24 protein-coding genes and 2 pseudogenes are annotated in these 24,009 nt (G+C 69.6%); 13 read left to right on the forward strand and 13 right to left on the reverse strand.

The features are described from left to right. The first annotated feature begins 83 nt into the window (after positions 1 to 83). Complete coding sequence (locus ACZ7L9_RS16025) at positions 84 to 1,145, forward strand: amidohydrolase family protein (RefSeq protein ID WP_471415774.1); 1,062 nt, start codon at positions 84 to 86, stop codon at positions 1,143 to 1,145. Positions 1,146 to 1,203: 58 nt separating this feature from the next. Here the strand turns inward: ACZ7L9_RS16025 and ACZ7L9_RS16030 are convergent, their stop codons facing one another. Next, positions 1,204 to 1,440, reverse strand: coding sequence for a transposase (locus tag ACZ7L9_RS16030; protein WP_471415986.1), 237 nt, complete (start codon positions 1,438 to 1,440; stop codon positions 1,204 to 1,206). Between the two features lie 325 nt (positions 1,441 to 1,765). Here ACZ7L9_RS16030 and ACZ7L9_RS16035 point away from each other — a divergent pair, with 325 nt between their 5' ends. Next, entirely contained in the window at positions 1,766 to 2,473 is a 708-nt protein-coding gene (locus ACZ7L9_RS16035) for an SMI1/KNR4 family protein (protein ID WP_471415775.1), read from the forward strand. Between the two features lie 92 nt (positions 2,474 to 2,565). After that, entirely contained in the window at positions 2,566 to 4,176 is a 1,611-nt protein-coding gene (locus tag ACZ7L9_RS16040; RefSeq protein ID WP_471415776.1) for a trypsin-like serine peptidase, read from the forward strand. A gap of 62 nt (positions 4,177 to 4,238) precedes the next feature. Here the strand turns inward: ACZ7L9_RS16040 and ACZ7L9_RS16045 are convergent, their stop codons facing one another. Next, a complete protein-coding gene (locus ACZ7L9_RS16045; RefSeq protein WP_471415777.1) occupies positions 4,239 to 4,559 on the reverse strand; it encodes a hypothetical protein in 321 nt (106 codons plus the stop codon). Between the two features lie 340 nt (positions 4,560 to 4,899). On the opposite strand from ACZ7L9_RS16045, the gene ACZ7L9_RS16050 reads away from it, so the two are divergent. From ACZ7L9_RS16050 to ACZ7L9_RS16060, 3 genes and pseudogenes are all read left to right on the forward strand, one after another. Beyond that, a complete protein-coding gene (locus ACZ7L9_RS16050; protein WP_471415778.1) occupies positions 4,900 to 5,271 on the forward strand; it encodes a hypothetical protein in 372 nt (123 codons plus the stop codon). Positions 5,272 to 5,338: 67 nt separating this feature from the next. Further along, a complete protein-coding gene (locus ACZ7L9_RS16055) occupies positions 5,339 to 5,722 on the forward strand; it encodes a hypothetical protein (RefSeq protein ID WP_471415779.1) in 384 nt (127 codons plus the stop codon). 396 nt (positions 5,723 to 6,118) lie between these two features. Further along, a pseudogene (locus tag ACZ7L9_RS16060) lies at positions 6,119 to 6,708 on the forward strand (TIGR03086 family metal-binding protein). An 83-nt stretch (positions 6,709 to 6,791) separates the two neighbouring features. Here the strand turns inward: ACZ7L9_RS16060 and ACZ7L9_RS16065 are convergent. Beyond that, on the reverse strand, positions 6,792 to 7,475 hold the full coding sequence (locus ACZ7L9_RS16065) for an alpha/beta fold hydrolase (protein WP_471415780.1): 684 nt from the start codon (positions 7,473 to 7,475) through the stop codon (positions 6,792 to 6,794). A 121-nt stretch (positions 7,476 to 7,596) separates the two neighbouring features. Here ACZ7L9_RS16065 and ACZ7L9_RS16070 point away from each other — a divergent pair, with 121 nt between their 5' ends. Next, positions 7,597 to 8,364 (forward strand): chitosanase, encoded by a 768-nt coding sequence (locus ACZ7L9_RS16070; protein WP_471415987.1) that lies wholly within the window; start codon positions 7,597 to 7,599, stop codon positions 8,362 to 8,364. Positions 8,365 to 8,454: 90 nt separating this feature from the next. Here ACZ7L9_RS16070 and ACZ7L9_RS16075 read toward each other — a convergent pair whose 3' ends face one another. The 9 genes and pseudogenes from ACZ7L9_RS16075 to ACZ7L9_RS16115 all read right to left on the reverse strand — a co-directional run bounded on the left by ACZ7L9_RS16075 (position 8,455) and on the right by ACZ7L9_RS16115 (position 16,038). Beyond that, entirely contained in the window at positions 8,455 to 9,909 is a 1,455-nt protein-coding gene (locus ACZ7L9_RS16075; RefSeq protein WP_471415781.1) for a nucleobase:cation symporter-2 family protein, read from the reverse strand. A gap of 256 nt (positions 9,910 to 10,165) precedes the next feature. Next, a complete protein-coding gene (locus tag ACZ7L9_RS16080) occupies positions 10,166 to 11,563 on the reverse strand; it encodes an 8-oxoguanine deaminase (RefSeq protein WP_471415782.1) in 1,398 nt (465 codons plus the stop codon). Positions 11,564 to 11,609: 46 nt separating this feature from the next. Next, positions 11,610 to 11,813, reverse strand: a pseudogene (locus ACZ7L9_RS16085) (purine permease); the annotation flags it as partial. 232 nt (positions 11,814 to 12,045) lie between these two features. Next, positions 12,046 to 12,993 (reverse strand): factor-independent urate hydroxylase, encoded by a 948-nt coding sequence (gene pucL, locus ACZ7L9_RS16090; protein WP_471415783.1) that lies wholly within the window; start codon positions 12,991 to 12,993, stop codon positions 12,046 to 12,048. Between the two features lie 7 nt (positions 12,994 to 13,000). Then, on the reverse strand, positions 13,001 to 13,393 hold the full coding sequence (gene uraH / locus ACZ7L9_RS16095; protein WP_471415784.1) for a hydroxyisourate hydrolase: 393 nt from the start codon (positions 13,391 to 13,393) through the stop codon (positions 13,001 to 13,003). A 5-nt stretch (positions 13,394 to 13,398) separates the two neighbouring features. Next, positions 13,399 to 13,920: a 2-oxo-4-hydroxy-4-carboxy-5-ureidoimidazoline decarboxylase gene (uraD, locus tag ACZ7L9_RS16100; RefSeq protein ID WP_471415785.1), complete on the reverse strand. Its 522-nt coding sequence runs from the start codon at positions 13,918 to 13,920 to the stop codon at positions 13,399 to 13,401. Positions 13,921 to 14,111: 191 nt separating this feature from the next. Then, complete coding sequence (locus ACZ7L9_RS16105) at positions 14,112 to 14,489, reverse strand: helix-turn-helix domain-containing protein (RefSeq protein WP_471415786.1); 378 nt, start codon at positions 14,487 to 14,489, stop codon at positions 14,112 to 14,114. Next, positions 14,486 to 14,737 (reverse strand): YkoF family thiamine-binding protein, encoded by a 252-nt coding sequence (locus ACZ7L9_RS16110; RefSeq protein WP_471415787.1) that lies wholly within the window; start codon positions 14,735 to 14,737, stop codon positions 14,486 to 14,488. Before ACZ7L9_RS16110 ends, ACZ7L9_RS16105 begins: the two co-directional genes overlap by 4 nt. A gap of 98 nt (positions 14,738 to 14,835) precedes the next feature. After that, complete coding sequence (locus ACZ7L9_RS16115; RefSeq protein WP_471415788.1) at positions 14,836 to 16,038, reverse strand: lactonase family protein; 1,203 nt, start codon at positions 16,036 to 16,038, stop codon at positions 14,836 to 14,838. A 317-nt stretch (positions 16,039 to 16,355) separates the two neighbouring features. Between ACZ7L9_RS16115 and ACZ7L9_RS16120 the strand changes: the two genes are divergently transcribed. The 3 genes from ACZ7L9_RS16120 (at position 16,356) to ACZ7L9_RS16130 (ending at position 19,847) form a co-directional block, all read left to right on the forward strand. Further along, positions 16,356 to 17,195, forward strand: a complete 840-nt coding sequence (locus tag ACZ7L9_RS16120) for a TIM barrel protein (RefSeq protein ID WP_471415789.1) — start codon at positions 16,356 to 16,358, stop codon at positions 17,193 to 17,195. Between the two features lie 45 nt (positions 17,196 to 17,240). Continuing rightward, positions 17,241 to 18,140: a 2-hydroxy-3-oxopropionate reductase gene (locus tag ACZ7L9_RS16125; protein WP_471415790.1), complete on the forward strand. Its 900-nt coding sequence runs from the start codon at positions 17,241 to 17,243 to the stop codon at positions 18,138 to 18,140. Positions 18,141 to 18,389: 249 nt separating this feature from the next. Further along, complete coding sequence (locus ACZ7L9_RS16130; protein ID WP_471415791.1) at positions 18,390 to 19,847, forward strand: catalase; 1,458 nt, start codon at positions 18,390 to 18,392, stop codon at positions 19,845 to 19,847. 425 nt (positions 19,848 to 20,272) lie between these two features. Here the strand turns inward: ACZ7L9_RS16130 and gcl are convergent, their stop codons facing one another. Next, positions 20,273 to 22,048 carry a glyoxylate carboligase gene (gene gcl, locus ACZ7L9_RS16135; protein WP_471415792.1) on the reverse strand — a complete coding sequence of 592 codons (1,776 nt, stop codon included), beginning with the start codon at positions 22,046 to 22,048 and terminating at the stop codon, positions 20,273 to 20,275. 319 nt (positions 22,049 to 22,367) lie between these two features. Here gcl and ACZ7L9_RS16140 point away from each other — a divergent pair, with 319 nt between their 5' ends. The 3 genes from ACZ7L9_RS16140 (at position 22,368) to ACZ7L9_RS16150 (ending at position 23,995) form a co-directional block, all read left to right on the forward strand. Then, entirely contained in the window at positions 22,368 to 23,108 is a 741-nt protein-coding gene (locus ACZ7L9_RS16140; protein WP_471415793.1) for a hypothetical protein, read from the forward strand. 34 nt (positions 23,109 to 23,142) lie between these two features. After that, entirely contained in the window at positions 23,143 to 23,697 is a 555-nt protein-coding gene (locus ACZ7L9_RS16145) for a GNAT family N-acetyltransferase (protein WP_471415794.1), read from the forward strand. A 76-nt stretch (positions 23,698 to 23,773) separates the two neighbouring features. Next, positions 23,774 to 23,995, forward strand: coding sequence for a hypothetical protein (locus tag ACZ7L9_RS16150; protein ID WP_471415795.1), 222 nt, complete (start codon positions 23,774 to 23,776; stop codon positions 23,993 to 23,995). Positions 23,996 to 24,009: the final 14 nt, after the last annotated feature.

The raw sequence follows: 24,009 nt of genomic DNA on the forward strand, positions 1-24,009 counted from the left end.
GGCCTGGCAGTCCACGTCGCCGCCACCACCGCCACGTCGGTGATCCGTTGGCAGCAGTGCGGGATGTGACGTACGGTCGGCCGATGTTGTGCATACGTGGGGTCGTGCTGCCGGAGCGCGAGGAGCGGGTGTTCTGGATCGACGGCGAGGTGCTTCGCGCGGGCGACCCGCCGGGCGGGCTCGCGGGCCGGGACGCGGAAACGATCGTCGACGGCGGCTGGCTGCTGCCCGGACTCGTCGACGTGCATACGCACCCGGGATCGCCGGAGCCGGGCTCGCCCTTCGACGAGGAGTTGCTGCGCAGGCAGTTGGGCGAGCACCGGGACGCCGGAGTGCTCGCGGTGCGCACCCCGGGCACCGCGCAGCGGATGCCCGCCTGGGTGGAGAAGGACCCCGAACTCCCGCGCGTGACCTCGGCGGGGCGCTGGCTGGCCACGCCCGGTCGGTTCTTCCCCGGCTTCGGACGGGATGTGAGCGAGGCCGAGTTGGCGCGGGCGGCCGTGGAGGAGGCGACGGCTTCGTCCGGGTGGTGCAAGGTCATCGGCGACTGGGCAGCCGACGAACCCGCCGTACCGCTCGCGCTGCTGACCTCGGTGGTGGAGGCGGTGCACGCGGCCGGCGGCAAGGTGGCGGTGCACTGCCAGACCGCCGAGGGCACCCGCAATGCCGTACTGGCGGGCGCCGACAGCCTGGAGCACGGTATGCATCTGGACCCGGCGCTGCTGGACCGGATGGCGGCGCAGGGCACGGCGTTCGTCCCGACGCTGAGCGTCTTCGGCGCGAGGGTGGACGAGATGCGGGCGCGGGAGCCGGGCGTGCGACGTGATCTGTGGCTGGCCGGCTGGGACACCATGCTCGGCAATGTGCGCGCGGCCCACGAGGCGGATGTGACGGTGCTGGCGGGGACGGACTCCTTCCCGTGCGGGACCGTCGCGGGCGAGATGACCTGGCTGCTACGGGCCGGGCTTTCGGCCGAGGCGGCGTTGGGCGCGGCGTCCTGGACGGCGAGGTCCTGGCTGGGGCTGCCGGGTCTCGTGGACGGCGCGCCCGCCGACCTCGTCGCGTACGCCACCGACCCGACCCTGGACCCGGCCGCCCTGGATCATCCGAGCCGGATCGTGCTCCGGGGACGCGTCGTGCGTTGAACGATGAGTTGGGGTGCCGGTAAGAACCCTGTCACCGATCCTGCTGGCCAATTCCGGGCTATGCGGCGAGGCAGAGGTCGAGGCGGGCGAGGTGCCCGGTCCGGGTGCGGTCGAGCGGGTGGCCGTTCCACCAGGCGTCGAGACGGAGCAGGTTCAGCGCGACCGCGGAGAAGGCGTGTTCGAGGTGTGTCTTGGGCAGGCCGCGGTAGCGGGCGCGTCTCATGCCGGTGACCGCGACGGCCTGGTGGATGGTGCCTTCGATGCCGGCGCCTCCTCCAGCAGGTTCCGGCGCCAGAAGAGCGTGACAAAAGTGTTCGTCACGAGGCGGAAATCGAGGTCTGGCTCGGCGTCAGGGGTAAAGGCAGCCATGCTGTTGACCCTAACCGGGCTTGGCGTCAGGAGGACACAGCGTCTCGTCACACTCCGTGATGGATCCCCAAGATCTGTGCCAGAACCCACGACTCGTGAACACAGCCACCCGCGCGGCCTACAAGACATGGATCGGGCTCTACACGGCCCTGGTTTCCTAGCTCAGACACCGGCCGCCGAGGGGCTGGCCCTCAGCTCTCGGACGCTCGTGCCTCACTACGGCCCCGGCCACGATCGATACGCTCCCCGGTGTGACCAGCAGCGACGACTTCATACGCGTACAGCGGGCATGGAAGCAGATCGAGATGTGGATGGGCCACCACGCTCCCGCCTCGCGCGCCATGCTCAACCCGCCCGCCGCGCCGGACCGGATCGAGCGCTGGGAGGCCACGATGGGCTTCCCCCTTCCCCCGGCTCTCAGGGCGCTCTACCTGTTGCACGACGGCAGCCGGGGGTACGACCAGGATCAGTTCGGGCACCACCCGCACGTCGAGGAACCGCTGCCCGCACCAGCCGACGACGCTTCCCGCATCTGGGAGGCGCAGTGGGCCGCCGCTCTCTTCCTGCCCGGCCCCGGCATCCACACCGGCTTCGCCTGGTTCCCCCTCAACGAAGTGACGATGCAGCATCCGGTGCATCAGGGCATCGAAGAGGAGTACCACCGGCTCATCCCCTTCGCCGCCGACACCCTCGACTCCTCCATGTCCGGCTTCTTCCTCGATCCCCAAGACGGGCGGATTGGGGCATGGGGCGATGAGGGGCACGTGGAGTTCGAGATCGGCACCCTTGTCGACTACATCGAGCAGATCGCGGCCGCGCTCAACGGCGGCGGCACAGCCTTCGGCTACCGACCCGCCTTGCATGCCAGCGGCGCGCTCGGCTGGCCGGACAGCGACGGCGATCCGTTCGACGAACTCGGCGGCGACGCCTGGACGTGGGTACCCGAAGGCGGCATCTGACCCGGTCGAGTCCGACGGTGCGGCGCCATCCGTCGCGGCGGACGACGAGCCGGCCTTTGGCCAGGCCGAGGTCGTCCAGGAGGAGGCCACAGATGTCCGGTGCCGGGCATGGCTTGGATGCCGACCAGGGCGATGCCGAGCCGGACGAGTTGCCCGTCGGCACAGTCGAGCAGGCCCGGCCAGACGGTCGGAGGATCCAGCGCAACCTGCTGCCGATGACCGACGCCGAGATCCTCGCCATCCAACGGATCGCCGTCACCTCGGCGCAACGGCTGCTCGTCGCCCTGGCCGCCGTCCACGCCGCCCGCGCCACGGCCATCCGACGCCTCACCTTGGACGACCTCGACCTGCCCAACCGCCGGATCACCATCGCCGGACACGCCCAACGGCTCGGCGAACTTCCTCACCAGACCCTCCGACTAACTCCGTTGTCCAAGGACACCGCCGAAAACCGCCTTCGCTACTGCTCAATAAAGCCAACTCTTCGACAAGCGCAGGAAGTTCACAGGAAGTTCATGGGTTGGCGCTCACGGTCCTGTTTCACTGCTTCGGCACGACAGGGACATGGCAACCCATCATGGAAGGCTTCACCTGTGCATGAATCTCGCAGCCGCAGAACGGTTTCGGTCGCTCTGCTCGCGATGGCACTGATCCCCGCGACCCTGACGACCGCCACGGCCGCTGAATCCCCCTCTCCGGTTTTGCCGCCGGTGACGACCGGCGTGCAGGTTGACGATGCGCAATCCGTTCGGGACTTCTGGACCCCAGCCCGCGTCAAGAAGGCTGTCGCTAACGAACAGAAGGACAACGCCGCGTTAGCCCGGAAGGCGAAGGCCGTGACCGAGCCGGCCAAGGGCGCGGCGAAGGAAACCGACTGGGGCCTGAAGGCCGAAGTGCAGCGGATCCTTCCCACAGGCAAGACGAGGTTCGCCGCCTCGGCGGACGGCGTTCCGGAGATGCCGGTAGCCCGTGAGGTCCCGTTCCCGCAGTCGGTTCCGGCCGTCGTCGTCGGGAAGATTCTGTTCATCGACAAGGCTGGGCAGGAGCACGGCTGTAGCGGTGCGTCGATCGTCTCTCGCAGTGGCAACACCGTGTGGACGGCTGGGCACTGCATCCACCCCGGCGACGGCAGCGGCGCTGACGGCTTCTACGAGAAGATCACGTTCATCCCCGGCTTCAAGAAGAACGCCGGCTCACCCGACGGCTATGACGCGCCGTGGGGTAAGTGGACGGCGACGAAGAAGGTTGCCCCCACCGAGTGGACCGCCGACGGCGACTTTGAGGACGCGGACATGGCAGCGTTCAACGTGGCGGTTCCGTCCGGGTACACGTCTCTGACGGCCGCGGTCGGCGCGATGGGATACCGCTTCGGCGCTGGGTCGGACTTCTCCGACGTCATCGACTCCGGGTTCCCCGGCGAAGGCTACAAGCGCACCGACATGGACGGCTTCAAGCAGTTCTACTGCACCGGCAACGCCGAGGACGCGTCCCCCTGGAACCCGCTGGACGACCGGGTCAAGGTCGACTGCGACATGGGCAAGGGCGCGTCCGGCGGCCCGATCGCCACGACCGAAGCGCAGATAATCAGCGCCAACTCACACTACGAGACCGAGGATGACGGCGTCACCCGCAAGAACGACGACCTGTTCGGCTCGGAGCACGGCGGCAATGCTGTAGCGGTGATCAACGAGATCAACAAGTAGACACCGCACACGCGAGGGCCCCGCTGCCGGTCGGCTGCGGGGCCTCTTCGTCTTCCGGCCGGTCAGTCCCGCTTGACCATGCCTGGGTCGATGTCCTTCGCGTCCGGCGCATTGGCGTACACCTGGGACACGTACCGGCCACGGATCTCCTCCGTCGTCAGCATCTCCCAGCCATCCGGCCTGGTCTTGCCCGCCTTCTTCAGCTCGGCCGTCCACGCGGTGACGAGCCCTTCGCGTGTCTGCGGGATGTCTGAGGTAGCCGCGGACTCCGGTTGGACGGTCACCTTCGGGTCGTCGTCCACTGCGGCCGTCACCGCGAATGCTGCGCCGGCGCCAAGCAGGAACGTCGCCGCACCTATCGCCCATACCTTCTTGCCTATCACTGTGCTCCCTCCCGTGCCGAGTCGGTTCTACCGTGCCACATGGCCGCCAAACCGCGTGCGGCCACGAGAACACCCCGGTCCCGGAGCAGCCGGTCACCCTCGATTTGGGGCCGAGGAGTATCCGAGCAGGGATCACTGCTACGGCGTTCGGCTTCCTGAACGTCTACGGGTGGTGTGGGGAGGGTGGCAGACTGTCGCGGGTGACGGAGTGGTTGAAGAAGTTTCGCCGCGAGCGGCGTGTGTTGGCGCGGGTGCAGCGGGCCACGTGGCGGCTGGAGCAGGCCGAGCGAGAGCGGGGCTGGGCCCTGGCTGCCGCCCGTGTTCTGGAACGGGGCCGCCGGTGAACACCCCCCGCTGGGTCACCCCGCGCCGCCTCGGCGCCGCCGCCGCGATCTACGGCGTGTTCGTTGCGGGCTGGTACCTGGGTCAGCCCGTCACCCCCGAATGCCACGTCGACCAGGCCGCCCTCGACCGGATCGCCGAGGAGTACGAAACCGAACCATCCCCCACACCCACTCCGACGGCGTACCCGTCACGGTATGACTCGATGTCCCCCCTCCCGCTCGACCCGACGCCGGACCCGGCCTACAACCCGCGTGGGGGCGCCGTCGACAGGCTGTCCCAGACGGTCACCTCCTACGCCGTCGCCTGCACCAACGACACGAGCGAACGCCCCCGCATTCGAGCGTGGTTCGAGGGCCACTGGCGGTAGAGAGATGGTGTGGCCTGGTGTGGCCGCCGACGCGGGCGCCGGCCTCGTGTCGTGGGACACTCCCCGGATGCCTGCCTGGATAACCCTGCGCCGCCTCGGCGCCGCCACCACTCTGTACGCCGTGTTCCTGGCCGGGTGGTGGCTGGGCCAGCCCGTACGCTCCGACGGCTGCCTCGAAGAGCGGCTCACCGCCGGGGCGGACGGTCGTCCCACACCGGTAGAACCGGCCGACCCCAACCGGTACCTCGAGAACCTCAACCTTGACTTCGGTCTCCTCGACTGGGCCGACGACATGGACGGCTACCGCGACGGCGAATACGGCCCCAGCGACTACGGGTACGACCTGCAGGGCAGGTCCGAAACGTACGTCACGTCCGGCGCTGTCTACGCTCCTTGCTCCTACAAGAAGCGCGCCCGCCTGCTCGCGTGGATCAACGGCGACTGGAGCTGACTACACCTGTGTCTGCCTCACGGGCACGGCCAGACCACGGAGAAACGGAAATAGGACAGCTTCCCGGAGCGCCGGTTTTAGAGGTATTACGGCGTGACGATTCGACAGAAACCGGGGCACCCATCCTGGAAACGGCCAACCGTCATGTAGCGGATTGCGGCTTCTGCACGGGCCGTCGCTGTGGACCCCAGATAAGCCGCCCTCGAAGCGGAACCGCTGCTACCGCCAATCGCTGTAGCGCTGGCCCTCGCGCCCGGTCCAGCCCCGAGCATCACCCTGCGCTATATGTCCGTTCGTCGTAGCTATACGAGAACAGGGCCATCACCGCCGTTTGCGGCTGGTGACAGCGTTCTTGCCGGCACCCCGAGTTCCGGGCGCCGGAGCGGTCTGCACTGCATGGATACCCACACGAAGACCACACCCACGATCGATCTGGAGCCCGCGGCCCGGCAGATCGCCGGCCTGCTCGACGGGATCGACGACCAGCAGCTGGCGGGCCCGACGCCCTGTCCCGACTACACGGTCCGGGAGCTTCTCGCCCATGTGGCCGGGCTGAGCACGGCCTTCCGCGACGCGGCGCGGAAGGATTTCGGCCCGACGACCGACACCGCCCCGGACGCCGCGCTTCCGGTCCTCGCCGACGACTGGCGCGAAACGCTGCCGCCGCTGCTGGACGAACTGGTGACGGCCTGGCGCGATCCTGCCGCCCGGCAGGGCACGACCAGGGCGGGCGGTGTCGACATGCCGGGCGAGGTGGCCGCGGTGGTGGTGCTGGACGAGCTGGTGATCCACGGCTGGGACCTGGCCCGTTCGACCGGCCAGAAGTACGAGGCGGACGAGGCGAGCCTGCGTGTCTCGCTGGCCATGCTGACGCCGAACGACACCGCCCCCGGTCCGAGAGCATCTTCGGCTCGCCGGTTCCGGTGGCGTCCGACGCCCCGCTGGTCGACCGGGCCGTCGCCATGAGCGGCCGCCGCCCTGACTGACAGCCGGGCACGTCGGCCGCCCTTGGGTAGGACAGTGAGCGGTTGCCCGGCGGGCGCGGGCCGAGGACCGTACCGTCGGTCCTTCAGCCGGTGAAGAACTCCGTGATCTGCTGGGCGACCTGGTCCGGGTGGACCTCATGCACCCGGTGGCCGCCCGCGATCGTGATCAGCCGGCAGTCCGGGATCAGCGAGGCCATGTCCTGCAGGCGTCCCTGGGGCATGGTGGATTCCGGGCCGCCGGCGATCAGCAGCGTCGGCGCGACGATCTCGCCGAGCCCGGCCGCCCATCCGGGGTCGGGGTCGGACACCTGGGCCCGGATGGGAGCGACGGCAGCCCAGTCGTAGTCCACCGGACCCTCCGGCTCGGCGGCCGGCTTCGGCTCGCTCGGGAACGGCGGCGGGGTCTCCACCAGCACCAGCCGCTCCACCCGGTCCGCGTGCTCCTGGGCGAGCAGATGCGCGACGACGCCGCCCATCGAGTGGCCGACCAGGCCCACCCGGTCGAGTTCGCACTCGTCGAGGAAACCGAGTACGTCGTCCCGCATCAGCTCGAAGGAGTACTCGTCCGGCCAGTCGCTCTCGCCGTGGCCCCGCAGGTCGAGGGCGTACACCCGCCACTCCTCGCCGAGCAGGCTCCCGGCCGCCTCCCAGCTCGCGGCGGAACCGCCGAGGCCGTGCAGCAGGACCACCGGCGAACCGAAGGGGTCCCCCCAGGTCCGATACGCCAGCCGTACATCGCCGACATCCACAACAGACTGATCTTCCATACCCATGACGCTACAGCCGAATCGGTGAGAGCCATTCCGCGCAACCTGGCAGGGTTGAGACATGAAGATCGTTCCGCGCCCGCTGCCCGTCGCCGTCACCGCCGCCGTCACCGCCGCCGTCATGGCCGTCTCCGTGCTCTCCGGATGCTCGGCGGGCCGGTCCGCCGACGGCGGATCCGACGCCGGGCTCGACGATCCGGCGAAGAAGGAGATCGCCATGCGGCTGGTCTCCAGCGCGGAGAACTCCTCGCTCGACTGGAAGGCCCAGTACAAGTACATCGAGGACATCGACGACGGCCGCGGCTACACCGCGGGCATCATCGGCTTCTGTTCCGGCACCGGCGACATGCTGAAGGTCGTCGAGCTGTACACCCGGCGCAAGCCGGGCAACGTCCTCGCGAAGTACCTCCCCGCGCTGCGGAAGGTCAACGGCACCGATTCGCACAGCGGCCTCGACCCGAACTTCAAGAAGGACTGGGCGACCGCCGCCTCCGACTCGGCGTTCGAGCAGGCCCAGAACGTTGAGCGGGACCGGGTCTACTTCAACCCCGCCGTCAAGCAGGGCAAGGCGGACGGCATCGGCGCGCTGGGCCAGTTCGCGTACTACGACGCCATCGTCATGCACGGTGACGGCGGCGACAGCACCGGTTTCAGCTCCATCCGCAAGCGGGCCCTCGCCAAGGCGAAGCCGCCGGCCCAGGGCGGCAACGAGGTGACGTACCTCAACGCCTTCCTGGACGCCCGCGTCTGGGCGATGCGGCAGGAGGAGGCCCACTCGGACACCAGCCGGGTGGACACCGCCCAGCGGGTCTTCCTGAAGAAGGGCAATCTGAACCTGGACCCGTCGCTCGACTGGAAGGTGTACGGCGACAGCTACCACATCGGCTGACGCACCCCGGTCACAGCCGTGGCGCGTACGGCAGCACCCGTGAGGGTCGCCGTACGCGCCACGGCGCCGTACCGGACAGGGCTCTGCCCGTCAGCGTGCGGCCGCCGGGGCCGGGGCCGCCGGGCTCGTCCCCTGCTCCGACGGTTCCGGATCCGGCTTCCTGCCGAGGTGGTTGAAGGCCAGATTGAGCACGATCGCCACAACGCAACCGGTGGAGATCCCGGAGTCCAGCACGACGAGCAGATCCTTCGGGAGCGCGTGGTAGAAGTCCGGCGCGGCGATCGGGATCAGCCCGACGCCCACGGCCGCCGCCACGATCAGCGCGTTCTCGCCCTTCTCCAGCGCGGCGGCCGCCAGCGTCTGGATGCCGCTCGCGGCGACCGAACCGAAGAGCACGATGCCCGCGCCCCCGAGGACGGGCAGCGGCACGAGCGCGATGACGGACGCGGCGACGGGAACCAGCCCGAGCACGATCAGGATTCCGCCGCCGGCAGCCACCACGAAGCGGCTGCGGACCTTGGTCATCGCGACCAGCCCGATGTTCTGGGCGAAGGCGCTGCACATGAAGCCGTTGAAGAGCGGGCTGATGGCGCTGCCCAGGGTGTCGGCGCGCAGGCCGCCCTCGATGGTCCGCTCGTCCGCCGGACGGCCCACGATCCGGCCGAGGGCCAACATGTCCGCGGTGGACTCGGTCATGCAGACCAGCATCACGATGCACATGGAGACGATCGCGGCGGCCTCGAACTGCGGCGCCCCGAAGTGGAACGGTGTCGGGAAGCCGACCAGGTCGGCCCCCTTGATGGCGCCGAAGTCGGTGATGCCGACCGGTATCGCGATCAGCGTGCCGGCGACCAGTCCGAGCAGAATCGCGATCTGCTGGAGGAAGCCCCGCAGCAGTTTGCGCAGGGCGAGCACGATCACCAGCGTGACCGCCGCCATGGTGATGTTGGTCGTCGAACCGTAGTCGGCGGCCCTGGCGTTGCCGCCCTGCGACCAGTTGAAGGCGACTGGCAGCAGCGAGATGCCGATCAGGGTGATCACGGTGCCGGTGACGACGGGCGGGAAGAAGCGGACCAGCTTGCAGAAGTACGGGGCGAGCAGGAAGCCGAGCAGCCCGGCGACGATGATCGCGCCGAAGATGACGGCGATGCCGTCGTGCCCGCGGTCCTTTCCGATCGCCACCATCGGGGTGACTCCGGCGAAGGAGACCCCGTTGACGAACGGCAACCGGGCTCCGATGCGCCAGATGCCGAGCGTCTGGAGCAGGGTGGCCAGTCCGGCGGTGAAAAGGCTCGCCCCCATCAGGAAGGCGGTCTCCTTGGGGCTGAGTCCCACGGCGGGGCCCACGATCATCGGCGGGGCCACCACACCCGCGTACATCGCGGCCACGTGCTGGAGACCGCTGGTGAACATCTTCAGAGGGGGGAGCGTTTCGTCGACCGGATGTTTCCGGTCGGCCGATGCCGGTTCGGTGACGGGGTCGAGCGGGGGGTCGGCGTCGGGTCCTGCGACTGCGTCGCTTTGAAACCTGGGCGTAGCTGCCACGGCGGTTCCTCCGGTCGGTTACACGTCTGCGGTGACGTGGGTGTCAGGGAGGTGGTGCGTTGGTGCAAGTGGTGCGTTGGTACGGGTGGGGCAGGTCGTGCAGCTGGTGCGGGCAGCTTTCTTCACCGGTACGGGGGGCGCGTACATGCGAGTACGCGCCCCCTGCACCGGCTGCCGCGAACCCCGCTCGGGTCCACGGCGGCCGGCCGAGGGCCGTCCCCCTCGGCCGGCCGGTATCGGGGGGTGCCCCGGAGCGTCAGGCTCCGGCGGCGATCTGCGCGAGGCGGCGGGCCTCGTCCCGGGTGGCGCGGGCGATGGCGTCCTCGTCCGCGGTGATCAGGTGGTTGTCCTCGACGACGGGCTTGCCGTTGACGAGGGAGAGGGTGACGGGGGCCGCGGCGCCGAAGACGAGCGCGGTCACCGGGTCGGCGATCGAGGCGTGGGCGAGGGTGTCCAGCTTCCAGAGCACCAGGTCGGCGAGCTTGCCGGGCTCCAGGGAGCCGATCTGGTCGGCGCGGCCGAGTACCTGCGCGCCGCCGTACGTACCCAGGCGCAGGGCCTGACGGGCATTCAGGGCCTTTTCTCGGTGGGCGCCGAGGCGGTTGATGAGGAGGGCGTTGCGCAGTTCGGTGTGGAGTTCGCCGGACTCGTTGGAGGCGGTGCCGTCGACGCCGAGGCCGACCGGGACGCCTGCGGCGAGCATGTCGGGCACCCGGGCGATGCCCGCGGCGAGCCGCGCGTTGGACGAGGGGCAGTGCGCGACGCCCGTTCCGGTGCGGGCGAAGGCCGCGATGTCGGAGTCGTTCATATGGACGCAGTGCGCCATCCATACATCGTCGCCGAGCCAGCCGGTCGACTCGAAGTAGTCGGTCGGGCCCATCCCGAACAGCTCGTGGCAGAACTTCTCCTCCTCCACGGTCTCCGAGCCGTGGGTGTGCATGCGCACTCCCTTGCGGCGGGCCAACTCGGCGCCCTGTCGCAGCAGTTCGGTGGAGATGGAGAACGGGGAGCAGGGTGCGGCGGCGATCTGGGTCATCGCGTCGAAGGAGGCGTCGTGGTGGGTGTCGATGGTCGCCTCGGTGCCGGCGAGCGCGCCGTCGAGGGTCTCCACGGCGAAGTCCGGCGGCAGCCCGCCGTCCTTCACGCTGCGGTCCATGGAGCCGCGGGCGAGGGTGAACCGTACACCCATGTCCCGGGCGGCCCCGATGATGGCGCCGGACAGATCGCCGGATCCCCGCGGGTAGACGTAGTGGTGGTCCATGGCGGTGGTGACGCCGCCGCGGACCATCATGGCGAGGGAGCCCTGCGCGGCGGCACGGACCATCGGCTCGTCGATGCGCGCCCACGTCGGGTACAGCGTGACCAGCCAGTCGAACAGGTTGTGGTCGGTGGCGAGGCCGCGGGTGATCCACTGGTAGAAGTGGTGGTGCGTGTTGATCAGGCCGGGGGTGACCAGATGCCCGGTGCCGTCGATGCGGCGTACGACGTTCGCCAGGCCCTCGGGTGCCCGGCCCGCGCCGACGGACTCGATGCGGTTGCCCGCGACGACGACATGGCCCGAGGCGTACTCGGTGTCGTCGGCGTCGACGGTCGCGATCGAGCAGTTCTCGATGACGATGCGTTCCACGTGCTCAGGAGCTGCCGATGCTGCCATGGTGCTTCCTCTTCTTCTTTTCCGGCGATGTGGGCACGGCAGGACCCTAGGAGGATTTGAGTGCCACAGCCGGACGGCTGTGGGTGCCGAGATGGTGGAAGAACAGGTTGAGCAGGACCGCGACGAGCGCTCCGGCGCTGATGCCGGAGCCGAGCACGGTCTGTGCCCAGGACGGGAATCCGGCGTAGAAGCCGGGCGCGGCGAGCGGGACGATGCCCGCCTGGTCGAGGCCGACGGCCTGGCCGATGATGAGCGGAGGGGTGACGACGCCCGCGTACATGGCGGCGATGTGCTGGAGCGCGGCGGGTGCGAGCCGCGTGGAGCGAAGCATTTCGTCCACCGGGTGGACCGAGGTCTCCGGTGGGTTGGGACACGGGCCTTCTGCTTCTGCCCGCCCAAGTGCAGGCTGTGTCATGGTAGTTCCTCCGGTCCGGCCGGTCTCCGCCCGACTGTGCGCGGGCGGGGACCGGCTCAGCGCCGCGTCAGAGGTTGGTCATGTCGACCGGGATCTGCGGCTCGATCCCGTCCCGCAGCACGGTGGCCTCGATCAGGCCGTACGGGCGGTCCGCCGCGAAGTAGACCTCGTTGTCGTTCTTGAGACCGAACGGTTCGAGGTCCACCAGGAAGTGATGGTTGTTCGGCAGTGAGAAGCGGATCTCGTCGATCTCGCTGCGGCTGTTGATGACCCGCGAACCCATCTGGTACAGGGTCTGCTGCAGCGAGAGGGAGTACGTCTCGGCGAAGGCCTGCAGGATGTGCTTCTTGGCCTGCTCGTACGACTTCTCCCAGTTGGGCATCCGGTCGGCGTCGCTGGTCCAGTTGTAGCGCCAGGCCGCGGAGACGTCGGTGCACAGGATGCGGTCGTACGCTTCCTTGAGCGTCGTGTACTTGTCCTTGACGTAGCCCCAGAACTCCGCGTTGGTGGAGTTCATGACCGTGAGGCCCTTCAGGCCGGAGATGATCTGCCACTTCTCACCGTCGAAGGTGATCTGCGTGGTGCGCAGCTCCTGGCCCTTGCGGGCGAAGGAGTGATTGACCTCGTCCGAGCCGATGAACTTCGAGTTGTTGTCCGAGGTCGCGATGCGCTCCCAGGAGTGCTCCTGGATCCGGATGCGCGCGATCTTGATCGGCTCCTGCGACGTCACGAAGTGGCGGGCGAGGTGGATGCCGAACTGCTCGGCGGACTCGATGCCGTACTCCTTGGCGAACGCGAACACCGTGTTCTTGGTGGTGTCCGTGGGCAGGACGTTCGCGTTGGAGCCCGAGTAGTGCACGTCTTCCATGTCGCCGGAGAGCGCGACCGAGACGTTCAGGTCCTTGATGTGGTGGGTGTCGCCGTCCCTCGTGATCCTGACGACGCGGTTCTCTGCTTTGCCGTACTGGTTCTGGCCGAGGATCACCGGGCGGGGCTGGTGGGAATGGACGGTCATGTGTCTGCTAGCTCCCTCGGTATACGGAGTAGCCGAACGGGTTGAGCAGCAGCGGTACGTGATAGTGCTCGCCCGGGGTGACGGCGAACGTGATCGCCACCTCCGGGAAGAACGCACCGCTGTCCCTTACGCGGGGGGCGTCCTGCTGCGCCTCGGCTTGCTTCTGGCTGGTGAAGTACGACTCGGTGTCGAATACGAGCCGCACATGGGTGGTGCCTTCCGGCAGGGCCGGCAGGTCCTTGCAGCGCCCGTCCGCGTCGGTCGCGGATCCGCCGAGCGTCACGTACTGCGCGTCGCCGCCGCTGCGGGCGGCGAGCGAGACGGTGACGGCTGCGGCGGGGCGGCCGGCACTGGTGTCCAGGATGTGGGTGGACACCGATGCGGTGGTGTCGGTGCTCAAGACCGTCACGCTCCTTGTTCTGAAAAGTCCTGCACGAGGCCGGTGAGCCGGATTCGGTTGATCTTGCCCAGTTCGGTGCGTACGATCCCGCGCTCCTGCTCGGGAGAGTTCCCGATCCGGGACTTCACCGCGTCGCGCATCTGCTCACCGGTGGCTCCGGTGGCGCAGATCAGGAAGACGTGTCCGAACCGCTCCTGGTAGGCCAGGTTCAGTTCGAGCATCTCGGCCTTGAGTTCCTCGGAGGCGCCGGCCATGCCCCGCTGTTCGCGGGAGGAGGTCGGGTCTCCGGGCTTCGGGCGGCCGATCGGTGGGTGGCCGGCCATCGCGTCGGCCAGATCCTGCGGGGTCAGCGCGGCCGTGGCGGCGTCACTGGTGGAGAGAAGGGCTTCCGCGGTGGCGTACGGGCGTCGGGAGAGGATCGCTCTTCCCCAAGCCGCACTGGCACACACCTCGTGCAACGCGGTGGTGGCCTCGCCGTCCGCCAGGGTGTTGAACCGGGCCAGGCCCGGCGTGGAGCTCGAAGTCACGGGAACCTCCGTGGCTGATTCTGCTGTGCGTCGCATGGCATCGCGTCGGTCGGGCTGCGGATAGCTAACGCCCTCCACAACACCACGTCAACACTTTGTTGAAATTACGCGAATGCAAAAGGCCGTCGCCCGGTGCTCCGGACGACGGCCTCGCGCGGCCGTCCACGGCCGTCGCTCACCTACTTCCTCAACTACTCACCTTTGGCGGCATTTTCCCTGTTGAGGTAGTTGTAAACGGTGAAGCGGCTGACCCCCAGCGCGCCCGCCACCGTCTCCACGCCGTGCCGTACGGAGAAGGCACCGCGTGCCTCCAGGTTCCGTACGACCGACTGCTTGGTCCTGCGGTCCAGCTCGGCGAGCGGCATGCCGTGCCGGCGCTCCAGGGCGGCCAGGATGTGGTCGAGCGAATCCGAGAGCTGGGGCAGCCGGACCGCTATGACGTCTTCGCCCTCCCAGGCCAGCACGACGTCATCGGGTTGCGCCTGCTCGGGTCCGAGCAGTTCGGCGCCCATGGCGTCGACGAGCGGCTTGACCGCGGTGACGAGGGGGTGGTCGGCCGGTTCGGTCACTTCGAGCCCTCCTCGATCACGTTGACCTGGAGCGATACGCGAGTGGCACCGGATGCCAGGGCGCGACGCAGCAAGGAGTCCACCGCGGTGAGCACCTCGTCCGCGCCGCCCTCCGCGGTGTTGCCGAAGGGACCGACGTCCACGGCGTCCAGGTCGGCGTTCTGGATGACCTCGCGGGCGACGACCGCGTGGGCGGGCGCCTCGTCGAGATCGAAGGGTTCGGTGGTGAACTCCACCCTCAAGCGCACTGTGCCTCCCTGGTGCGTTCGCCGCGTCCCTGTGCACCCGCGGCCCGGGGCCCGACCCTAACGGACGGGCGCCGGGGCCGTCGGGAGGCGGCTCACCCTCAATGCCGGGACGGTCCCGTTCCCCGGTACGGGAGCACGCACGCGGCCACCGGGGCGAAGAAGGCGTCGCCGGTGCGGGTCAGGCCGCCGCTCCTCGCGTCGACCCGGAAGACCGTCACCGTGCTCGACTTCTGGTTGGCGGCGAAGAGCAGCTTCCCGTCCGGTGAGAAGGCGATCTGGCGGGGGAAGTCGCCGCCGACCGGCACGGCGTCGAGCAGCCGCAGTGCGGCCCCGTCGTCCTCGACGGCGTAGCGCGTCAGGCTGTTGTGCCCCCGGTTGGCGAGGTAGGCGAAGCGCCCGTCGCCGGTGACCAGGAATTGCGCGGGGTAGTTGGTACCGGCGCCGGTCCCGGTGGACTGCGGGGCGCCCGGGGAGAGGGTGCCGGTGGCCGGGTCGTAGCCGCAGACGACGGCGGTGTTGTCGACCTCGCAGGCCAGGTAGGCGAAGCGGCCGCTCGGGTGAAATGTGATGTGCCGCGGTCCGGCACCGGGTCGCAGGGCCGCGTAGGAGACCTGGGCGAGGGTGCCGCGTTCCTCGTCGAGCCGGTACGTGTACACGGTGTCGTTGCCGAGGTCCACGGCGAGGATGTGTCCGCCGTCCGGGGTGGTGATGACCTGGTGGGCGTGCGGCCCGTCCTGGCCGGGGCCGGGCGGCGGCGCGGTATGCGTGACCAGGTCGGTGCGCTCCCCCAGCGAGCCGTCGTCGCGGATGGGGTGCACCACGACGCTGCCGGAGGTGTAGTTCGCGGTGAGCAGCCACCTTCCCGTGGGGTGGACGGAGAGGTGGGTGGGCCCCGCCCCGCCGGTGCTGCGGGTTCCGAGCACCCGGTGGGCGCCGTCCGGTGAGAGCGCGACTGCCGTCACCCCGCCCCGCTCCTGCTCGTCGACCGCGTAGACGGTGGCGCCCGAGGGGTGCATGGCCAGATACGAGGGGTTGTCGACGCCGGTGATCACGGGGCCGGCGGAGATCACCCCGCTGGCGGCGTACGAGGCCGTGCCGATGCCCTTGCCGCCGCCCGCGGCCGAGGTGTACGTGCCGATCAGCAGCTGTCCGGTGGCGCGCGGGCGCGACCCCACCGTGGGCGCGGAGTCCGGCGCGGCCCCCGGGGGCCGGATCGAGCCGGGCGCCGCGGGGACCACGGACAGGGCGGCACCGGCGAACAGGGCTCCGAGGACGGTGCGTCGGCTGGTGGCGTGGTTCATGCGAGGCACCTCGTGTGGGGTCGAGTGCGGGGGCGTACGGGGGGCGAGCGCCGGCGGCGCACATGGCGTCGCGTGCGGGCTTCGGGTACGGGCGTCGGGACAGTTGCTTCGGGTACGGCTGCGCCGGTAGCACCAGCCACCCTGTCCCGGCCCGGACCCCCTCGGCAACCGTCCCATTTCCGGCTCCACCTCGCACAACCGCCACGAAGACACCCGGCCCGAATTCCGGGCACCCCCTTGACAGCTCTCCCAGCTCCGGGCAATCTTCCGTTTTGTAGAAACCAACTTCCGCATTACGGAAGGAGCGCCGAACCCTCATGGGCTACCCGGACCAGCGCTTCGATGTGAACCTTTCGATCCTCTTCACGGAACTCCCGCTCCTGGAGCGTCCCGCGGCCGCCGCCGCGGCCGGCTTCACGGCGGTCGAGCTGTGGTGGCCCTGGATCGAGACCCCCACTCCGCCGCAGGCCGAGCTCGACGCCCTCAAGAAGGCGCTCGACGACGCAGGCACGCAGTTGGTGGGGCTGAACTTCTATGCCGGACAGCTGCCCGGCCCCGACCGCGGCGCACTCTCCGTGCCCGGCGCGGAGTCGGACCGCTTCCGCGCCAATATCGATGTGGCGGCCGACTTCGCCGCCTCGGTCGGCTGCAAGGCGCTCAACGCGCTCTACGGCAACCGCGTCGACGGCGCGGACCCGGCCGTGCAGGACGAACTCGCCCTGGAGAACCTGGTCGTCGCCGCCCGCGCGGCCGACCGGATCGGGGCGATCCTGCTGGTCGAGACCCTCAACAAGCCGGAATCACCGCGCTACCCGCTGGTGAGCGCACCGGCCGGCATCGAGATCGTCGACAAGGTCAACGCGGCGACGGGGCTCGGGAACGCGAAGTTCCTGCTGGACCTGTACCACCTGTCGATGAACGGCGAGGACCTCGGCCGGGTCATCACGGCGTACGCCGGGAAGACCGGCCACGTCCAGATCGCCGACAACCCGGGGCGCGGCGCACCCGGCACCGGCTCCCTCCCGCTGGAGCAGCTCCTCGACGAGCTGACGAAGGCCGGTTACGACGGCTGGATCGGCCTGGAGTACAAGCCGGGCGACCGCCCGAGCGCCGAGGCCTTCGAGTGGCTCCCGGCCACCGCGCGGGCCGCCCGCTGAGGGCGGGCACCCCCCTCGTACACACGCTTATCGGAAGGCACCCTCATGAGCAACAACCTCCCCAAGGTTGCGTGGATCGGTCTCGGCATCATGGGCTCCCCCATGTCCGAGAACCTGATCAAGGCCGGGTACGACGTCACCGGATACACCCTGGAGCAGGACAAGATCGACCGGCTGGTCGCGGCCGGCGGCACGGGCGCGAGCTCGATCGCCGAAGCGGTCCGGGACGCCGATGTCGTCATCACGATGGTGCCCGCCTCCCCGCAGGTCGAGGCCATCACGTACGGCCCCGACGGCATCCTGGAGAACGCGAGGCACGGCGCGCTGCTGATCGACATGTCGTCGATCACCCCGCAGACCTCCGTGGACCTCGCGAAGAACGCCGCGGAGAAGGGCATCCGGGTGCTGGACGCCCCGGTGTCCGGCGGTGAGGCCGGTGCGATCGAGGCCGTGCTGTCGATCATGGTCGGCGGTGAGCAGGCCGACTTCGACGCCGCGCAGCCGATCCTCCAGGTGCTCGGCAAGACCATCGTGCTGTGCGGCCCGCACGGCTCCGGGCAGACGGTGAAGGCCGCCAATCAGCTGATCGTCGCGGTCAACATCCAGGCGTGCGCCGAGGCGGTCGTCTTCCTGGAGAAGTCCGGCGTCGACCTCGCCGCCGCGCTGGATGTCCTGGGCGGTGGACTGGCCGGTTCGACGGTCCTGACCCGTAAGAAGGACAACTTCCTGAAGCGGGACTTCGCGCCCGGCTTCCGGATCGACCTGCACCACAAGGACATGGGCATCGTCACGGACGCCGCCCGCAATGTCGGTGCCGCGCTGCCCGTCGGCGCCGTGGTCGCCCAACTCGTCGCCTCGCTGCGTGCCCAGGGCGACGGCGGCCTGGACCACTCGGCACTGCTGCGCTCGGTCGAGCGCCTGTCGGGTCAGCCGGTCCAGGCCTGACCGTTCGGTCCAGGCCGTCCTGGCCTGACCGGCCGGGCCCCGCCGGGCCCGGCAACCAGAGACTTCCGGATGGCGTCGGCGCTGACACCTGTCCTGTCGCGCCCAGGCGTCGACGCCATCCGGAATACCAGATTCCCAATTTCAACAAACTGTTGACGTCGGGTTCGGGGCGTACTTACGCTCCTGGAGCCCCGAGCCGTCGCAGTTCAGCAGCTCAGCAGCTCCCGTACGGAAGGTCGCCCCGACACCATGACGCAGCGTGTGCTTACGACCGAGTCAGGCGCCCCGGTCGCCGACAACCAGAATTCCGCCACCGCCGGCGTCGGTGGCCCGATCCTCCTCCAGGACCAGCACCTGCTGGAGAAGCTGGCCCGCTTCAACCGGGAGCGCATACCGGAGCGCGTGGTCCACGCCCGCGGCTCCGGCGCGTACGGCTACTTCGAAGTGACCGATGACATCACGGCGTTCACCCGCGCGGGCTTCCTCTCCGAGGTCGGCAAGCGCACCGAGACGTTCATCCGCTTCTCGACCGTCGCCGACTCGCTGGGCGGCGCGGACGCCGTACGCGACCCGCGCGGCTTCGCCCTCAAGTTCTATACGGACGAGGGAAATTACGACCTGGTCGGCAACAACACCCCGGTGTTCTTCATCAAGGACCCGATCAAGTTCCCCGACTTCATCCACTCGCAGAAGCGCGACCCGTTCACGGGCCGTCAGGAGCCCGACAACGTATGGGACTTCTGGGCCCATGCGCCCGAGGCGACACACCAGGTCACCTGGCTGATGGGCGACCGCGGCATCCCCGCCTCGTACCGTCACATGAACGGCTACGGCTCGCACACGTACCAGTGGACGAACGCCGAGGGCGAGGCCTTCTTCGTCAAGTACCACTTCAAGACGAACCAGGGCGTGCGCTCCCTCTCCAGTGAGCAGGCCGCCGAACTCGCGGGCAAGGACGGCAACTCGCACCAGACCGACCTGCTCCAGGCCATCGAGCGCGGCGTGAACCCGTCCTGGACGCTGTACGTGCAGGTCATGCCGGCCGCCGAGGCCGCGGACTACCGCTTCAACCCGTTCGACCTGACCAAGGTGTGGCCGCACGCGGACTATCCGCTGCAGCGGGTGGGCCGGCTGGTCCTCGACCGCAACCCGGACAACGTCTTCGCCGAGGTCGAGCAGGCCGCGTTCTCCCCGAACAACTTCGTGCCCGGCATCGGCCCGTCCCCGGACAAGATGCTCCAGGGCCGGCTGTTCGCCTACGCGGACGCGCACCGCTACCGGCTGGGCGTCAACCACACCCAGCTCCCGGTGAACGCGCCGCGCACCGCGATCGTCGACAACTACGGCCGCGACGGGCTGCACGCCACGCGCAACGGCGCGCGCCACGACAAGAACTACGAGCCCAACTCGTACGCCGGCCCCGCCCAGACCGACGCGGCGCTCTCCGCCCCGCTGGCGATCCACGGCTGGACCGGCACCCACGCGGCGCCCGCCCACACCAAGGACGACGACTTCTTCCAGGCGGGCGAGCTGTACCGGCTCATGTCCGAGGACGAGAAGGGCCGCCTGGTCGCCAACATCGCCGGGGGCCTCTCCCAGGTGACCCGCGACGACGTGATCGAGAAGAACCTCTCCCACTTCCACGCCGCCGACGCCGACTACGGCAAGCGCGTGGAGGAGGCGGTCCGCGCACTGCGCGAGGACTGAGAGCCTGTCGGGTGACCGCCCGATCAGAGGTCACCCGACAGGCTCTGAGCCTCCCAACAAGCCCTGCTCGCGCCGCGAATCCGGATGAGGGATGTCATGCGGCGCGGGCAGGACGAGGTCGCGGCGGCTGTGCGATGCCAGTGCGGTGGTGGGGGCAGGTGGGCCTGCTCGTCTCCTGACCTGAAGGGGACGAGGGCTTCCGGCCCGATCGCCGCCGCCGCGACCCCTGTTTCGCTTTCCCGTGCCAGGGCGCGGAGTACGGATACGGTCCCGTACTCCGCGCCCTTCGTCGCGTTCCGGTCCGCGCCCGGGGTTCCGGCCCCCGCCGAAAGGTTCCGGCCCCGAACGCCGGACGGCCGGCCTCATGACCGTGGCCCCCGCCCCCGGGAGTCGGGGACGGGGGCCACGGTCGGGCCGGCGGGCCGTCAGGATGCCGTCAGCGGGCGGATCGCGGTCGGGGCGTGGGACGGGTCCGTCGCGATGTCCTCGAACTCGTTGACGGACGCGATGTCCGTACCGCTCATCGCGATGTTCGTCACGCGCTCCAGAATGGCCTCGACGACCACCGGGACCCGGAACTCCGCGGCCAGCTTCTTGGCCTCCTCGAAGGCCGGCAGGAGCTGGTCCGGCTCGGTGACGCGGATCGCCTTGCAGCCCAGTCCCTCGACGACCTTGACGTGGTCGACGCCGTAGACGCCGAGCTCCGGCGAGTTGAGGTTCTCGAACTCCAGGTTGACCTGGAAGTCGATGTCGAAGTTGCGCTGCGCCTGGCGGATCAGCCCCAGGTAGGAGTTGTTCACCAGGACGTGGACGTACGGGATGCGGTGCTGTGCGCCGACGGCCAGCTCCTCCAGCATGAACTGGAAGTCGTAGTCGCCGGAGAGCGCGACGACGCAGCCGTCCGGGTCGGCCGTGGCGACGCCCAGCGCGGCCGGGATGGTCCAGCCGAGCGGGCCCGCCTGGCCGCAGTTGATCCAGTGGCGCGGGCGGTGGACGTGCAGCAGCTGCGCGCCGGCGATCTGGGAGAGACCGATCGTGGTGACGTACCGGGTCTCGGGGCCGAAGGCCCGGTTCATCTCCTCGTACACCCGCTGCGGCTTCAGCGGCACGTTGTCGAAGTGCGTACGGCGCTGCAGCGTGGCCCGGCGCTCCTGGGTGGACGCGGCCCACTGCGAGCGGTCCTTGAGCTTCCCGGCGGCCTTCAGCTCGCGTGCCACCTCGACGAACAGCTCCAGCGCCGCCTTGGCGTCGGAGGCGATACCGAGGTCGGGGGCGAAGATCTTGCCGAGCTGGGTGGGCTCGATGTCCACGTGGACGAAGGTGCGGCCCCGGGTGTAGACGTCCAGCTTGCCGGTGTGGCGGTTGGCCCAGCGGTTGCCGATGCCGAGAACGAAGTCGGACTCCAGGAAGTTCGCGTTGCCGTAGCGGTGCGAGGTCTGCAGGCCGACCATGCCCGCGTTCAGCTCGTGGTCGTCGGCGATGATGCCCCAGCCCATCAGGGTCGGGACGACCGGGACGCCGGTCACCTCGGCGAATTCGACGAGGAGTTCCGACGCGTCGGCGTTGATGATGCCGCCGCCCGCGACGAGCAGCGGGCGCTCGGAGGCGTTGAGCATCTCCAGGGCGCGCTCGATCTGCTTACGGGTCGCGGCGGGCTTGTGCATCGGCAGCGGCTCGTACAGATCGGGGTCGAACTCGATCTCGGTGAGCTGGACATCGATGGGCAGATCGATGAGGACCGGGCCGGGGCGGCCGGTGCGCATCAGGTGGAAGGCCTGCTGGAAGACGCCCGGGACCTGGGCGGCTTCGAGGACGGTCGTGGCGGCCTTGGTGACGGGCGCCGCGATCGAGGCGATGTCGACCGCCTGGAAGTCCTCCTTGTGGAGCACGGCGGTCGGCGCCTGGCCGGTGATGCAGAGGATCGGGATCGAGTCGGCGATCGCGGAGTAGAGGCCGGTGATCATGTCGGTGCCGGCCGGTCCCGACGTGCCGATGCAGACGCCGATGTTGCCCGGGCGCGCCCGGGTGTACCCCTCCGCCATGTGGGAGGCGCCCTCGACATGGCGGGCGAGCGTGTGATGTACCCCGCCGGAGGCCTTGAGGGCCGCGTAGAAGGGGTTGATCGCCGCGCCCGGCACACCGAACGCGTTGCTGACGCCTTCGCGCTTGAGGATCTCAACTGCCGCTCGGGCAGCGGTCATTCGAGGCATTGAGTGCTCCTGCTCGGACCTGGTGGAGTCGGGCTCTGTCGCGCCACCTGAGAGCACCAATTCCGCATTACGGAAAACTGATTCTGTTATACGGAAGTCAATCTAAAGTGCGACCCGGCGGCCGTCAAGGGCGTCCGCGAGCAGCGGACCGATGCGCTCGCCGGTCCGCGAAGTACGCCAAGTCGTCCCCCAGGACCTCGCTCCTGGGGGACCATGGGGTACGGAGCGGAACCGGCCCGTATCGGTCGGTTCCGGCGCGCCGAGGCGGCCCGTCGCCGGAGCGCGCGCCCGGGGCCGGAGGGAGACCAAGGTGGAGTCGGTGCCGGTACGCTGCCCGGCCTGCCGCCGCGTCCACGCGTACCGCACGCCGGTCTATCCGTGTCCGTGCGGTGCGCCGACCACCCCGCCCGTGCTGCGCGGCGCCCCGGTCGTACCGATCACGCACCGCACCTGGAACGACGACTGGGTGACGGTGCGCTGTCGTATCTGCGGGCGCCTCGACCAGTGGCCGCAGCCGGAACTGTGCTGCCCGTGCGGGACGGTGCTGCGCATACCGGTCCGTCCGGTGACGGCTCACGACGGCACCTTCGCCCCCACCGACGGCACCCGGTCCGCCCGGCCGTCCCACATCCCGCTGCCGCGCACCGCGCCGCCGCCCCGGCCGGCGTTCCGGCCGGCGTTCCGGCCGCGGCCGATCCGTACGGCACGCGACGCCGTCGCCGGCGCCGCCCTGTATCTGAAGTGGCTGGGCTACCACGACGTCGTACAGCCTGCGGAGCGCTCCCCCGCGGGGATCGACCTGCGGGCCACCGGGCTGTTCGCCCAGGTCGACGCCACCACCCGCCCGACCGCGCTGCGCGAGATCGAATGCCTCTGGCTGCACGCACTGTCCGCGTCCGTCAGGAGCGTGCTCTTCTCTCTCGCGGGCTATGCCAAGGACGCCGAGGTGCGCGCGGACGGGCTCGGCGTCCCGCTCTTCACGATGGACCTCACGGGAACGCCGCAGCCGTGCAACACCGCTGCGGACGAGCTGATCAGCACCGGCGCCTAAGAGGAGCTCACAAAATGGGCGCCATACTGGCCGCATGCGTATCCGTACCGCCCGCCGCTCCGATCTTCCGCTGCTGCAGGACATCGAGCGCGCCGCCGGCGAACCGTTCCGCACGCTCGGCATGACCGCCGTCGCGGACGATGATCCGCCGCCCCTCGACCTGCTGGACGGCTACCGCCGGGCCGGCCGCGCCTGGGTGGCCGCGGACGACGACGACCGCCCGGTCGGCTATCTGATCGCCGACCCGGTCGACGGCGCGGCCCACATCGAGCAGGTCTCGGTCCATCCGTCCGTCGCACGGCGCCGACTGGGCAGCATGCTCATCGACCATCTCGCCGGGTGGGCCACCGACGGCCGGCTGGACGCGCTCACGCTGACGACCTTCTCCCACGTCCCGTGGAACGCCCCGTACTACACCCGCCTCGGCTTCCGCGCGCTCACGGAATCCGAACTCACCAGCGGGCTGCGGAAGATCAGGGCGGAGGAGGCGGAACACGGCCTGGACCGCTGGCCGAGGGTCTGCATGCGCCGTGAGATCCCGCACCCCGAGCACGACCCGCGCCTCAGCGGAACCAGCCGGCAACAGTGAGTGCAATCGGTCACGTTCGGGCCAGTAGCCACAAATGTTCGGACTGTTGTCAGTGGCGGGCCTTAAGGTAGGGACCATGGTTTTAACTCCACGGCAGACCCCGCCCACCGACCCGCCGCGCACGATCCGACCGACGCACCCGTCCGCCGCCAAGGCGAACGAGGCGATCCGGGCGTTGGTCGACGCGCGAGCCGGCCAGGACTGGTCGTCCGTGGAATCCGCCGCCTACGAGGTGCTGCTGATCGAATGGGCGGCCGCGACCCGGGGCATGGCCGGCGACATCATCGAGGCCGCCTGACGACGCCCGGGGCG

The organism is Streptomyces sp. NPDC111516 (assembly GCF_055635345.1).

What these genes read in the sequence shown, in the direction of transcription:
- ACZ7L9_RS16065 (WP_471415780.1), bottom strand. Translation starts at nt 7,475, where the DNA reads ATGGAAGATCAGTCTGTTGTGGATGTCGGCGATGTACGGCTGGCGTAT.
- pucL (WP_471415783.1), bottom strand. Translation starts at nt 12,993, where the DNA reads ATGACCGTCCATTCCCACCAGCCCCGCCCGGTGATCCTCGGCCAGAAC.
- ACZ7L9_RS16070 (WP_471415987.1), top strand. Translation starts at nt 7,597, where the DNA reads ATGGCCGTCTCCGTGCTCTCCGGATGCTCGGCGGGCCGGTCCGCCGAC.
- ACZ7L9_RS16120 (WP_471415789.1), top strand. Translation starts at nt 16,356, where the DNA reads ATGGGCTACCCGGACCAGCGCTTCGATGTGAACCTTTCGATCCTCTTC.
- ACZ7L9_RS16150 (WP_471415795.1), top strand. Translation starts at nt 23,774, where the DNA reads ATGGTTTTAACTCCACGGCAGACCCCGCCCACCGACCCGCCGCGCACG.
- ACZ7L9_RS16130 (WP_471415791.1), top strand. Translation starts at nt 18,390, where the DNA reads ATGACGCAGCGTGTGCTTACGACCGAGTCAGGCGCCCCGGTCGCCGAC.
- ACZ7L9_RS16040 (WP_471415776.1), top strand. Translation starts at nt 2,566, where the DNA reads ATGTCCGGTGCCGGGCATGGCTTGGATGCCGACCAGGGCGATGCCGAG.
- gcl (WP_471415792.1), bottom strand. Translation starts at nt 22,048, where the DNA reads ATGACCGCTGCCCGAGCGGCAGTTGAGATCCTCAAGCGCGAAGGCGTC.
- ACZ7L9_RS16115 (WP_471415788.1), bottom strand. Translation starts at nt 16,038, where the DNA reads ATGAACCACGCCACCAGCCGACGCACCGTCCTCGGAGCCCTGTTCGCC.
- ACZ7L9_RS16080 (WP_471415782.1), bottom strand. Translation starts at nt 11,563, where the DNA reads ATGGCAGCATCGGCAGCTCCTGAGCACGTGGAACGCATCGTCATCGAG.
- ACZ7L9_RS16055 (WP_471415779.1), top strand. Translation starts at nt 5,339, where the DNA reads ATGCCTGCCTGGATAACCCTGCGCCGCCTCGGCGCCGCCACCACTCTG.
- ACZ7L9_RS16125 (WP_471415790.1), top strand. Translation starts at nt 17,241, where the DNA reads ATGAGCAACAACCTCCCCAAGGTTGCGTGGATCGGTCTCGGCATCATG.
- ACZ7L9_RS16025 (WP_471415774.1), top strand. Translation starts at nt 84, where the DNA reads ATGTTGTGCATACGTGGGGTCGTGCTGCCGGAGCGCGAGGAGCGGGTG.
- ACZ7L9_RS16145 (WP_471415794.1), top strand. Translation starts at nt 23,143, where the DNA reads ATGCGTATCCGTACCGCCCGCCGCTCCGATCTTCCGCTGCTGCAGGAC.